Here is a 12,254-nt window from a genome sequence, read left to right as displayed (position 1 = left end):
CCACCTCCACCCCCGCCCCCACCCCGAAGAAACCCGCATAGAGCGCGCCTTCGGCCAGGCCTTCCGGCGCGTCACGGGGAGCGCCTTCGCCCCGTACCAGGCCGCCGTCGTCCGTATCGGATTCGCCGCGACCTGGCTGCTCTTCCTGCTGCGGGAGTGGCCGAACCGTCAGGAGCTGTACGGGCCCAACGGCCCCTGGAGCGGCGAGATGGCGCGCCGGCTCCTCGCCGACAACCAGGCCTTCTCCGTTTTGACCTGGTCCGACGGGCGCGGCTGGTTCGAGCTGGTCTACACCCTCGCGATCGTCAGCAGCGCCCTGCTGCTGGTCGGCTGGCGCACCCGCACCATGTCGGTGCTGTTCATGGTGGGTGTGCTCTCGCTGCAGAACCGCAGCATCTTCATCGGGGACGGCGGCGACAACGTCATCCACCTGATGGCCATATACCTGGTGCTGACCCGCTGCGGACAGGTGTGGTCACTGGACGCGCGCCGCGCGGCGAAGCGCGGGCAGGGGGCCGCCTCGGGCCTTCCGGAGCGTGACATCACCGGTGTCGTCCTGTGGTCGGTGCTCGGCCTGTCCCTCGCCGTCGCCCAGGTCGCGGGCCTGTCCGGCCTCTCCTGGTTCGGTGCCGGGCCGTTCCCGGGCGTCGGCTGGGGCCTGACCCTGTGGGCCCTGTGGTGCGCCCACGGTGCCTGGTGGGCGGTGCGGCGGTACGCGCCCGGCGAGCCGCGCGTCGTCCTCGACATGCTCGGCAAGCTGGCGCACAACGGCGCCATGCTGGTGATTGTCGTCGAGGTGTGCCTGATCTACGCCACCGCCGGCTGGTACAAGATCCAGGGTTCGCGCTGGCAGGACGGCACCGCGGTCTACTACCCGATGCACCTGGACTACTTCTCGCCCTGGCCGGACCTGTCCCGGATGCTCGCCGACAACGGCCTGATGATCATGCTGATCACCTACGGCACGGTGATCGTGCAGGTCGCCTTCCCCTTCACACTCGCCAACCGCCGCCTGAAGAACGTGCTGCTGGTGGTGATGATCTGCGAGCACCTGTCGATCGCGTTCCTGCTGGGCCTGCCGTTCTTCTCGCTCGCGATGATCACGGCGGACGCGGTGTTCCTGCCGACGGTGTTCCTCGTCTGGCTGGGCGCCCGGATCTCCGCCGTACGCGACCGGGTGCTCCCACGGCGTACGCGGGACGGGGAGGACATGGAGCAGGGGAGGACGGCCGCGGCGGGAGCGCCCTGAGGGCGCGCGGTCACGTGCCGCGCCGCCGGTGGCGCGCGTGAACGGGTGCGGCGGGTGCCTGCCCGGCGGGCGGTTGAGATAGTGGGGAAATGATCGAGAACGGGACCTCGGACGATCCGGTACGGCGCTGGCGCGCGAGCGCCGGCGATCCCGCCTCGGTCCTCCTGGACGGCTTCCACGCGCTCAAGCACGCCCTGCGCTTCGGCGGGGACGTACGGCAGGTGCTGACCAGCGACAAGGCCGCACTGCTGGCACTGGCCGGGGAACTCGCCGACGACCTGACCGGCGCCCTGGACGCGCTGGCGGAGCAGGTGCCCCTGGCGGCGCTGCGCACGCTCCTGCCGAAGGTCCACCCCACGGGCGTCGCGGCGCTGGCCGTACGCCCCGATGCCGAAGCCAACCTGGCCCGCCTGCGCGCCGCGCCGCGGCCCACCCCCGTCGTCCTGCTGGAGAACCCGCGCAACCTCGGCAACATCGGCGCGGTCGTGCGCCTCGCGGCCGGCTTCGGCGCGACCGGGGTGGTCACCACCGGGTCGCTCGATCCCTGGCACCCCAACGCGGTACGCGGCAGCGCGGGCCTGCACTTCGCGAGCGCCGTGGAGCGCCTGACGCTGCCGGAGCTGCCGCCGGGGCCCCTCTACGCCCTCGACCCCGAGGGCGCTGACATCCGGACCGTCACCTTCCCCGACGACGCGATCCTGGCCTTCGGGTCCGAGCGCCAGGGCATCTCGGACGAGCTGCGGGACCGGGCGACGGCGCTGGTCGCGGTGCCGATGCAAGCGCGGGTCTCCAGCTTCAACCTGGCCACGAGCGTGGCGATGGGACTCTTCCACTGGATGTCCCGCGCATCGGCGGCACCGGCCGCTCCGGTGGACATGACGGGAGCGGCCGGGCCGTCGCTTCGCTAGCCGCTAGCTCTCCTGGGCGGGCCTGCGCACCTCCACCGTCCGGAACCGGTTCGCCACGAACGCGCCGTCGCACAGGGCCGCGTTCGCGGCCGGGTTGCCGCCCGAGCCGTGGAAGTCGGAGAAGGCGGCGGTCTGGTTCACGTACACCCCGCCGGTCAGGTTCAGGGAGAGCTGCGCGCACTCCTCCAGGCACGCCTCCTCGACGAGCTTCTCGACCTCCGCGGAGGTGGTGTACGCGCCGACGGTCATCGCGCCCTTGTCGCGGGTGGTGCGCCGCAGCAGGTCCACGGCGTCCGCCGGGGAGTCGACGGCCACCGCGAAGGAGACCGGGCCGAAGCACTCCGACAGATAGGCCGCGTCGGCGCCCGCGCCCTCCCAGAGCTTGCGCGCGCCGTCCATCTTGACCAGCACGGGCGTACGGACCGTGGCGTCCGGGAAGTCGGGGTTGGCGACCGCGCGGGAGGCCAGCGCCACCTCGCCCAGCCCGGCCGCCGCCTCGATCCGCTCCTTGACCTGCGGGTTGACGATCGCGCCGAGCAGCGCGTTGGCCCGCGCGTCGTCGCCCAGCAGCTTGTCGACCGCGGTGGCGAGGTCGGCGACCACGTCGTCGTACGACTTGGGGCCGGCGTCCGTGGAGATGCCGTCGCGGGGGATGAGGAGGTTCTGCGGGGTGGTGCACATCTGGCCGCTGTACAGGGACAGGGAGAAGGCCAGGTTGCCGAGCATGCCCTTGTAGTCGTCGGTGGAGTCGATGACGACCGTGTTGACGCCGGCCTTCTCCGTGTGGACCTGGGCCTGGGGCGCGTTGGCCTCCAGCCAGTCGCCGAACTCGGTCGAGCCCGTGTAGTCGATGATGCGCACCTCGGGGCGGACCGCGAGGGTCTTGGCCAGGCCCTCGTCGGGGCGGTCCACGGCCAGGGCGACCAGGTCGGGGGAGAACCCGGCCTCGGTCAGCACCTCGCGTGCCACCCGGACGGTGAGCGCCAGCGGCAGCACGGCCCGCGGATGCGGCTTGACCAGCACGGCGTTGCCGGTGGCCAGGGAGGCGAACAGGCCCGGGTAGCCGTTCCACGTGGGGAAGGTGTTGCAGCCGACCAGCAGGGAGACGCCGCGGGGCACGGCCTTGAAGGTCTTGGTCAGCTCCAGCGGGTCGCGCTTGCCCTGCGGCTTGGACCACGCGGCCTCGTGCGGGGTGCGGGTCTGCTCCTCGTAGGCGTACGCGACGGCCTCCAGGCCGCGGTCCTGCGCATGCGGCCCGCCCGCCTGGAACGCCATCATGAACGCCTGGCCGCTGGTGTGCATCACGGCCTGTGCGAACTCGTGGGTGCGCGCGCTGATCCGCGACAGGATCTCCACGCACACCAGGGCCCGGGTCTCCGGCCCGGCGTCGCGCCAGGCGGGCATCGCGGCGCGCATGGCGGGCAGCAGCACGTCCGGGTCCGGGTGCGGATAGGTGATGTTCAACGCGATGCCGTACGGGGAGACTTCGGCGCCGGTCCAGTCGTCCGTGCCGGGCTGGTCCAGGTCGAACCGCCGGCCGCGCAGGGCCTGGAAGGCGGCCTCGCCGTCGGCCGGGGCGGTTTCGCCGTACGCCTTGGGGTGCTCGGGGTGCGGGGACCAGTACGCCCGGCTGCGGATCGCCTCCAGCGCCTGGTCGAGCGTCGTGCGGTGCTTCTCACGCAGCTGCGCTGCGGTCGGTTCGGCGGCCATCGAAGACCAACTCCTCGTCGGGCGGGGCCAGGGCCTGCCGTCACGGGTCACCCGCCCCCGCGGGCGCGGACGCCACACCGGGGAAGCGACTCCGCTGCGCGGACAGGTCCGAGGACAGGGCTGGGAACACATTCGGCGACGGGGCTAGAGTAACCGAACGATCGGTCGGGGCAAGAGGGTCCGGCGAACCTGTGGACAACTCCGTCGGGGAGGATCAGCCGTCATGACAGCCATCGAAGCGGGCCGCACCGTCGCGGTCGTCGGCACGGGGACCATGGGACAGGGAATCGCGCAGGTCGCGCTGGTCGCGGGCCATCCCGTCCGGCTCTACGACGCGTTGCCGGGCCGGGCCGCCGAGGCCGCCGGGTCGATCGGGCGCCGCCTGGACCGGTTGGTGGAGAAGGGCAAGCTGCCGCCCGAGGAGCGCGAAGCGGCCCGCGCGCGCCTCATGCCCGCCACCGCACTCCCCGAACTTGCCGATGTCGCACTCGTCGTCGAGGCGGTTGTGGAGGAACTGCACGCCAAGCAGGAGCTGTTCGCGGCTCTGGAGGACGTGGTTTCCGCGGACTGCCTCCTGGCCACCAACACCTCGTCCCTGTCCGTCACCGCCGTCGCGGGCGCCCTGCGCCACCCCGGACGCTTCGTCGGCCTGCACTTCTTCAACCCGGCACCGCTGCTGCCCCTGGTCGAGGTGGTCAGCGGCTTCGCGACGGACGAGGCGGCGGCCACCACCGCGTACGAGACGGCCGCGGCCTGGGGCAAGTCCCCCGTACGCAGCGCCGACACCCCCGGATTCATCGTCAACCGCATCGCCCGCCCCTTCTACGCGGAGGCGCTGCGCGTGTACGAGGAGCGGGCCGCGGACCCGGCGACCATCGACGCCGTGCTGCGCGGGTCCGGCGGCTTCCGTATGGGGCCGTTCGAGCTGATGGACCTCATCGGGCAGGACGTGAACGAGGCCGTCACGCGCTCGGTGTGGGAGGGCTTCTTCCGCGACCCGAAGTTCACGCCCTCTCTGGCGCAGCGACGGCTGGTGGAGGCCGGTCTGCTGGGGCGCAAGGCGGGCCGGGGCTGGTACGACTACGCCGACGGGGCGGCCGAGCGGCTGCCGCACACCGCGGAGCCGTGCCCGGCGCCGGCCGCGGTGGCGGTGCACACGCAGCTCGCCGGGCCCGCCGCCGTCCTCCAGGAGCTGATCGAGGAAGCCGGCATCAAGGTCACGCGGGAGCGCGCCCCGGGGGAGCACGAGGGCTGCATCCGGCTGCCGGGCGGCGCGCGGCTGGCCCTGACCGACGGCCAGCCCGCGACGGGCGACCTGGCAGGGCCCACGATCCGCTTCGACCTGGCGCTGGACTACCGGGCCGCGACCCGCATCGCCCTCGCGCCCGGTGCGGAGACGTCGTCCCAGGACGTACGGGAGGCGGTGGGGCTCTTCCAGGCGCTCGGCAAGGAGGTCAGCGTCATCGAGGACGTGCCCGGCCTGATCGTCGCCCGTACGGTCGCGATGATCGTGGACTTCGCCGCGGACGCCGAGGCGCGCGGGGTGGCGAGCCGCGAGGACATCGACACGGCCATGCGGCTGGGCGTGAACTACCCCGGCGGGCCCTCGGAGTGGGCCGCGGGCATCGGCCGCCACTGGCTGTGGCACCTGCTGGACAGCATGCACCACCAGTACGCCGGCGGGCGCTACGCGCCGTCCTGGGCCCTGCGCCGCAGTTTGAACCCGAACCGCCGGATGCTCTAATCATGACCATGGCCAAGCGCGACACCTACACGCCCGATTCGCTGCTGGCGGTCGCCGTCGCGGTGTTCAACGAGCGCGGATACGACGGCACCTCCATGGAGCACCTCTCCCGGGCGGCTGGCATCTCCAAGTCCTCGATCTACCACCACGTGCGCAGCAAGGAAGAGCTGCTGCACCGTGCCATAAGCCGGGCGCTGGACGGGCTGTTCGGGGTTCTCCAGGAGCCCGGGGCGCGTACGGGGCGGGCCATCGAGCGCCTGGAGTACGTGACCAGGCGCGAGGCCGAAGTGCTCATGGACGAGCTGCCGTACGTGACCCTGCTGCTGCGGGTGCGCGGCAACACGGACACGGAGCGCTGGGCCATGGAGCGCCGGCGGGAGTTCGACGGCGAGGTCACCGAGCTGCTCAAGCAGGCGGCGGCCGACGGGGACCTGCGCCCGGACGTGGACGTACGGCTGGCGACGCGGCTGCTCTTCGGCATGATCAACTCGATCGTGGAGTGGTACCGGCCGGGCCGGGGCGGCGCGGCGAGCAGCGAGGAGGTCGCGGAGGCCGTGGTGCGGACGGCCTTCGCGGGGCTGCGGAAGTAGCCGCGGCGACGGGCGCCGCGCCCCCACGGCCCACGTCCCCCCCGCCCGCGCCCTATCCCTGCTCCGTCCCCAGGTCGGTCTCCTCGAAGACGAGCAGGGTGCGGGTGCTCAGCACCTCCGGGATCGACTGGATACGGGTGAGGACCAGCTCCCGGAGCTCCTGGTTGTCCTTGGTGTGCACCAGCAGCAGGACATCGAAATCGCCGCTGACCAGCGCGATGTGCGCGGCCCCCGGGAGTGCGGTGAGCTGCGCGCGCACGGTGCGCCAGGAGTTCTGCACGATCTTCAGCGTCACGTAGGCGGAGGCGCCCTGGCCGGCGCGTTCCTGGTCGATGCGGGCGCTGAAGCCGCGGATCACGCCGTCGTCGATTAAGCGGTTGATCCGCGCGTAGGCATTGGCGCGCGAGACGTGTACACGCTCGGCGACGGAGCGTATCGAGGCCCGCCCGTCGGCCTGGAGCATGCTCAGGATCGCGCGGTCGATGGTGTCCAGGGGACGCGTGGGGCGGTGCCCTCCGTTATTGGCCATCTGTTCGTCCGGCATACCGGCTCGCCTCCCCTTGGTGGACGCTCTGTCCTCATCTCAGGCTGTGGAGAACCGATTGTCCACAGGCTCGGCCCGCCTGTAGCCAAAATGTGCCGACGACCGAACAATCGGTAGGTACGGGCCACCGCCCGTCCCATGGCATTGCTTACCCGCCCGTCGTCCTTCACCGCCCTCGGCGGGGCGCTCGGCGTCACTCTTTCCGAAGTTTCAAGGAGGTGCTCGTCATGACGGTTCTCGAACAGCGCGGCAGCAGCCGGAACGAGAGCTACTGGCCCGCTCCGCCGCCCGCGTGGCGCCCCCGCGTCGATCCCGCGCCCCTCCTGCCCGACGCGGAGCCGTACCGGCTGCTGGGCACGGACGCCGCCGGCCAAGTCGGTTCCGGACTGCTGACGGAGCTGTACGGGCACCTGGTGCGCGGCCGCCGCTACAACGCCCAGGCCACGGCCCTGACCCGGCAGGGCAGGCTGGCGGTGTATCCGTCCTCCACCGGCCAGGAGGCGTGCCAGGTGGCCGCCGCGCTGGTGCTGGAGGAGCGGGACTGGCTCTTCCCCAGTTACCGGGACACCCTCGCGGCCGTGGCCCGCGGGCTCGACCCCGTAGCGGCCCTCACCCTTCTGAGGGGCGACTGGCACACGGGATACGACCCGCGCGAACACCGCATCGCCCCCCTGTGCACGCCGCTGGCCACCCAGCTCCCGCACGCGGTGGGCCTCGCGCACGCCGCGCGCCTGAAGGGTGACGACGTGGTCGCGCTGGCCATGGTCGGTGACGGCGGTACGAGCGAGGGCGACTTCCACGAAGCGCTGAACTTCGCCGCGGTGTGGCAGGCCCCGGTGGTCTTCCTGGTGCAGAACAACGGCTTCGCCATCTCCGTGCCGCTGGCCAAGCAGTCGGCCGCACCGTCCCTCGCCCACAAGGCGGTCGGGTACGGCATGCCGGGCCGCCTCGTGGACGGCAACGACGCGCCCGCGCTGCACGAGGTCCTTTCCGAGGCGGTGGAGCGGGCGCGCCGGGGCGGCGGTCCGACGCTCGTCGAGGCGATCACGTACCGCATGGAGGCGCACACCAACGCCGACGACGCCACCCGCTACCGCACCGACGACGAGGTCGACGAGTGGCGCGGGCACGACCCGATAGCCCTGGTGGAGCGCGAGCTGTCGGAGCGCGGTCTGCTCTCCGACGAGCTCGCGCAGCAGGTGCGGGACGGCGCCGAAGAGCTGGCCGCCGGTCTGCGCGACCGGATGAACCAGGACCCCGCGCTGGACCCCATGGACCTGTTTGCGCACGTCTACGCGGAGCCCACCAGCCAGCTGCGGGAGCAGGAGGCGCAGCTGCGCGCCGAGCTGGCCGCGGAGGCCGCGGACGCCGGGGCCGCACAGGGCCGCGGGGCGAACGACACGACTGGGAAGGAACGGCCATGACGGCGACCGCCACCGAGGCCGGGCGCAAGCCCGTCAGCATGGCGCAGGCCCTGAACCGTGCCCTGCGCGACGCGATGGCCGACGACCCGGCCGTCCACGTGATGGGCGAGGACGTGGGCGAGCTGGGCGGGGTCTTCCGGATCACCGACGGCCTGGTCAAGGAGTTCGGCGAGGAGCGCTGCGGCGACACACCGCTCGCCGAGGCGGGCATCCTGGGCACCGCGGTCGGCATGGCCATGTACGGACTGCGGCCGGTCGTGGAGATGCAGTTCGACGCCTTCGCGTACCCCGGTTTCGAGCAGCTGATCAGCCATGTCGCGCGGATGCGCAACCGCACCCGGGGCGCCATGCCGCTGCCGCTGACCATCCGCGTCCCGTACGGCGGCGGGATCGGCGGCGTGGAGCACCACAGCGACTCCTCCGAGGCGTACTACCTGGCCACTCCCGGGCTCCAGGTCGTCACCCCGGCGACGGTCGCCGACGCGTACGGACTGCTGCGTGCCGCCATCGCCTCCGACGACCCGGTGGTCTTCCTGGAGCCGAAGCGGCTGTACTGGTCACGGGCCGACTGGTCCCCCGACGCCCCGGCGCCGGTCGCGCCGCTGGGCCGCGCGGAGATCCGGCGGCCGGGCAGCAGCGCCACGCTGATCACGTACGGGCCGTCGCTGCCGGTCTGCATGGAGGCCGCCGAGGCGGCCACCGCGGAAGGCTGGGACCTGGAGGTCCTCGACCTGCGCTCGCTGCAGCCGTTCGACGACGAGACGGTCTGCGCATCGGTACGGCGTACGGGGCGCGCGGTCGTGGTGCACGAGGCCAGCGGCTTCGGAGGCCCCGGCGGGGAGATAGCCGCGCGGGTCACGGAGCGCTGCTTCCACCACCTGGAGGCGCCGGTGCTGCGGGTCGCGGGCTTCGACATCCCGTATCCGCCGCCGATGCTGGAGCGCCACCATCTGCCCGGGGTGGACCGCATCCTGGACACCGTCGGCCGCCTCCAGTGGGAGGCGGACTGGACCGAGGGGAGCGGTGACTGATGGCCGTGGTCCGTGAGTTCACACTGCCCGACCTCGGCGAGGGCCTCACCGAGGCGACGGTCGTGCGGTGGCTGGTCGAGGTCGGCGAGGTGGTCGCCGTGGACCAGCCGGTGGTCGAGGTGGAAACCGCGAAGGCGCTGGTGGACGTGCCGTGCCCGTACGGCGGCGTGGTCACCGCCCGGTTCGGTGAAGAGGGCGCGGAACTGCCCGTCGGCGCGGCGCTGCTGACGGTGGCGGTCGGGTCCACCGCACCGGCCGGGCAGGACGCGGGGGGTGACCGGGCGCCTGAGGAGGAAATGGGCGACGCGGGCGCCGAAACGGGGACGGCAGCGCCGGACGCAACGTCCGGAGAAAGGGCCGGCGGCGCGGCCGAGGGGTCGGGGAACGTACTCGTCGGGTACGGCACGAGCGCCGCGGCGGCGCGCCGGCGGCGGGTCCGGCCGGCGACAGGGGCCGGGACGGCGGAGCCGGCGCGCGCGCAGGCGGCGGAGAAAGGCCCGGTGCCGGTCATTTCGCCGCTGGTGCGGCGGCTGGCGCGGGAACACGGGCTGGACCTGCGGGAGATACGGGGGTCGGGCCCGGAGGGGCTGATCCTGCGTACGGACGTGGAACGGGCGGCGCGCGAGCGGAGCGCGGCGGCGCTTGGTGCGGGGGCGTCAGGCGCGACCGGTGTGTCTGGCGCGACCGGCACGTACGAAGCGACGACCGGCACGTACGAGGTGACCGGCACATCCGGCGAGACCGGTGAAAAGAGCGGGACCGTGGCGTACGAAGGTCTCCCCGAGGAGGCCGAGCGGATACCGCTGCGGGGCATGCGGGGGGCCGCGGCCGAGAAGTTCCGGCGCAGCCGTCAGGAGATCCCCGACGCGACGTGCTGGGTGGACGCCGACGCGACGGAACTGCTCACCGCCCGGCGGGAAATGAACGCCGCCGGCGGCGCCAAGGTGTCGCTCCTCGCGCTGCTGGCCCGCATCTGTACGGCCGCGCTCGCGCGGTACCCGCAGCTCAACGCGACCGTCGATGTGACGGCCAACGAGATCGTGCGGCTGCCCGCCGTGCACCTGGGCTTCGCGGCGCAGACCGACCGCGGGCTGGTGGTGCCGGTCGTACGGGACGCGCACCGCCGTACGGCCGAGGGCCTGACCGCCGAGATGGCCCGGCTCACCGAGGCCGCACGGGCCGGTTCGCTCGCCCTCGCCGAGCTGACCCACGGCACCTTCACGCTCAACAACTACGGCGTCTTCGGCGTCGACGGCTCCACGCCGATCATCAACCACCCCGAAGCGGCCATGCTGGGCGTGGGCCGAATAACGGCGAAGCCCTGGGTGCACGAGGGCGAGTTGGCCGTACGCCAGGTCGTGCAGCTGTCGCTCACCTTCGACCACCGGGTGTGCGACGGCGGTACCGCGGGCGGCTTCCTGCGGTTCGTGGCGGACTGTGTGGAGCGGCCGGCGGTGTTGTTGCGTACGGTGTGAGCGGGCCCGGTCGGTGATCGGGACGGTCCCGGCGATACTCGTGGAGTGACCGACCAGCAGCCCGCTCACGACCGGGGCCGGCGCGCGGCCTATGCGGCCGATGCGGCCGATGCGGCCGACGACGCTCCGCCGGTTCCCCCTGCGTCCGCCCCCGCGGATTCCGCTACGTACGGCACGTACGACACGTACGACACGTACGACGTCGTCATCCCGGCCGGGGGCGCTGCCCGACGGCTCGGCGGGGTGGACAAGCCCGGGCTGTCCGTCGGGGGACGCTCGCTTCTGGACCGGGTGCTCGACGCCTGTGCGGACGCGGGGACCGCCGTGGTCGTCGGGCCGCCGCGGCCCACCGCGCGCCCGGTCGTCCAGACCCGCGAGGAGCCGCCCGGCGGCGGCCCGCTCGCCGCGCTGGAGGCCGGGCTGCGGCACACCACCGCCCCCGTCGTCCTCGTCCTCTCCGCCGACCTGCCGTTCCTGACGGCCGCGACGGTACGGGCCCTGCGCGCGGCGGCCGCGAAGGCCGACGCCGCGCTGCTGCGGGACGCGGAGGGCAAGGACCAGCCGCTGGTCGCCGCGTACCGGGCCGAACCGCTGCGGCGTGCGCTGGCCGCCGTACGGGCCGAACGCGGCGCGCTCGCCGGGCAGCCGTTGCGTGCGCTGCTGGCTCATCTGTCCACGTGCCGGGTGGCCGATCCGACGGCCACCGCGTCGTTCGACTGCGACACCTGGGAGGACATCGAGGCGGCACGCGCCCGTATCAGCGCAGCGCGCGCCCGTATCAGGGAGCATGGAACCGTGTTGGACGAATGGATCACCGCAGCCAAGGCCGAGCTGGGCATCGAACTCGATGTGGACACGGCGGCACTCCTCGACCTCGCGCGCGACGCGGCGCACGGCGTGGCGCGGCCGGCGGCGCCGCTGACCACGTTCCTGGTCGGTTACGCCGCCGCCCAGCAGGGCCGGGACGTGTCCGTACTGGCGGAGAAGGCGGCCGCACTGGCCAACCGGTGGGCCGCCGAGGCCGCCGAGAACGCCGACGCCACGCCGGAGGCCGCGCCCGAGGCCAGGCCGAAAGCGAAGCCGGCGGAATGATGGAGGGGGAGTTCGACGACGCGTTGGCACTGGCCAACGGCGGCCCGGTCGTGCCGCCGCGCCCGGAGGACCGCCGGACGCCGGGGGGCCGTGCCGACGCGTCCCGGGCGCGGGGCCGCGATGACGACGGTCCCTCGGCGCACGAGAGCGACGGGACCGGGCCGGTGGCTCCCGGCCATCACGCAGCTACTTCGGCCCCTTACGCACCCACCCCCGACCCCTACGCGCCCGCCTCCGACCACTACGCACCGGTCTTCGACGACGGCTACTCGTGGATCTTCGACGACCGGGAGCCGACCCGGACGACCGGCCGGTCCGGCAGGAGGCCGACGGCCGGCACGGGCCTGGACGACGCCACGCGCCTCGGCCCGTACACACCATGGGACACGGCACCGGACATGAAGGCAGACGACCCCTCACCCGTACCCGGCAGCAGGGGCGGTCCGAGCTCCCCGCACCCGCCCCACACCCCGCCCCCACCCCGCCC

At 73.1% G+C, this 12,254-nt stretch carries 10 protein-coding genes and 1 pseudogene; 9 read left to right on the top strand and 2 right to left on the bottom strand.

Annotation, left to right across the window (positions count from 1 at the left end; all coding sequences use genetic code 11):
• Window positions 1-37 precede the first annotated feature (37 nt).
• A complete protein-coding gene (locus IH45_RS0140880) occupies window positions 38-1,249 on the top strand; it encodes an HTTM domain-containing protein (protein ID WP_234440876.1) in 1,212 nt (403 codons plus the stop codon).
• A gap of 89 nt (window positions 1,250-1,338) precedes the next feature.
• Complete coding sequence (locus IH45_RS0140875; protein ID WP_030681545.1) at window positions 1,339-2,157, top strand: TrmH family RNA methyltransferase; 819 nt, start codon at window positions 1,339-1,341, stop codon at window positions 2,155-2,157.
• A gap of 3 nt (window positions 2,158-2,160) precedes the next feature.
• Here the strand turns inward: IH45_RS0140875 and paaN are convergent, their stop codons facing one another.
• Window positions 2,161-3,867: a phenylacetic acid degradation protein PaaN gene (gene paaN / locus IH45_RS0140870; RefSeq protein WP_030681542.1), complete on the bottom strand. Its 1,707-nt coding sequence runs from the start codon at window positions 3,865-3,867 to the stop codon at window positions 2,161-2,163.
• A 223-nt stretch (window positions 3,868-4,090) separates the two neighbouring features.
• Here paaN and IH45_RS0140865 point away from each other — a divergent pair, with 223 nt between their 5' ends.
• Window positions 4,091-5,611 carry a 3-hydroxyacyl-CoA dehydrogenase gene (locus tag IH45_RS0140865; RefSeq protein WP_030681540.1) on the top strand — a complete coding sequence of 507 codons (1,521 nt, stop codon included), beginning with the start codon at window positions 4,091-4,093 and terminating at the stop codon, window positions 5,609-5,611.
• 2 nt (window positions 5,612-5,613) lie between these two features.
• The gene (locus IH45_RS0140860) at window positions 5,614-6,201 is read left to right on the top strand and encodes a TetR/AcrR family transcriptional regulator (protein WP_030681538.1); all 588 of its coding nucleotides are present in this window, start codon (window positions 5,614-5,616) and stop codon (window positions 6,199-6,201) included.
• 52 nt (window positions 6,202-6,253) lie between these two features.
• On the opposite strand, the gene IH45_RS0140855 is transcribed toward IH45_RS0140860, so the two are convergent.
• Entirely contained in the window at window positions 6,254-6,745 is a 492-nt protein-coding gene (locus IH45_RS0140855) for an Lrp/AsnC family transcriptional regulator (protein WP_030681537.1), read from the bottom strand.
• A 227-nt stretch (window positions 6,746-6,972) separates the two neighbouring features.
• On the opposite strand from IH45_RS0140855, the gene pdhA reads away from it, so the two are divergent.
• The 5 genes and pseudogenes from pdhA to IH45_RS0140830 form a co-directional block, all read left to right on the top strand.
• Window positions 6,973-8,169, top strand: a complete 1,197-nt coding sequence (pdhA, locus tag IH45_RS0140850) for a pyruvate dehydrogenase (acetyl-transferring) E1 component subunit alpha (RefSeq protein WP_030681535.1) — start codon at window positions 6,973-6,975, stop codon at window positions 8,167-8,169.
• A complete protein-coding gene (locus tag IH45_RS0140845) occupies window positions 8,166-9,200 on the top strand; it encodes an alpha-ketoacid dehydrogenase subunit beta (RefSeq protein ID WP_030681533.1) in 1,035 nt (344 codons plus the stop codon). The genes pdhA and IH45_RS0140845 overlap by 4 nt, the downstream gene beginning before the upstream one ends.
• A complete protein-coding gene (locus IH45_RS0140840) occupies window positions 9,200-10,675 on the top strand; it encodes a dihydrolipoamide acetyltransferase family protein (protein ID WP_030681530.1) in 1,476 nt (491 codons plus the stop codon). The genes IH45_RS0140845 and IH45_RS0140840 overlap by 1 nt, the downstream gene beginning before the upstream one ends.
• Window positions 10,676-10,882: 207 nt before the next feature.
• Window positions 10,883-11,767, top strand: coding sequence for an NTP transferase domain-containing protein (locus IH45_RS0140835; RefSeq protein ID WP_030681527.1), 885 nt, complete (start codon window positions 10,883-10,885; stop codon window positions 11,765-11,767).
• Window positions 11,764-12,254, top strand: a pseudogene (locus IH45_RS0140830) (hypothetical protein); the annotation flags it as partial. The gene IH45_RS0140835 and the pseudogene IH45_RS0140830, both read left to right, overlap by 4 nt.

This window comes from Streptomyces rimosus subsp. rimosus (genome assembly GCF_000720725.1).
Lineage (GTDB): Bacteria > Actinomycetota > Actinomycetes > Streptomycetales > Streptomycetaceae > Streptomyces > Streptomyces rimosus_A.
The sequence above is the reverse complement of the archived record's forward strand: the minus strand, read 5'-3'. Positions and strand labels throughout refer to the sequence as shown.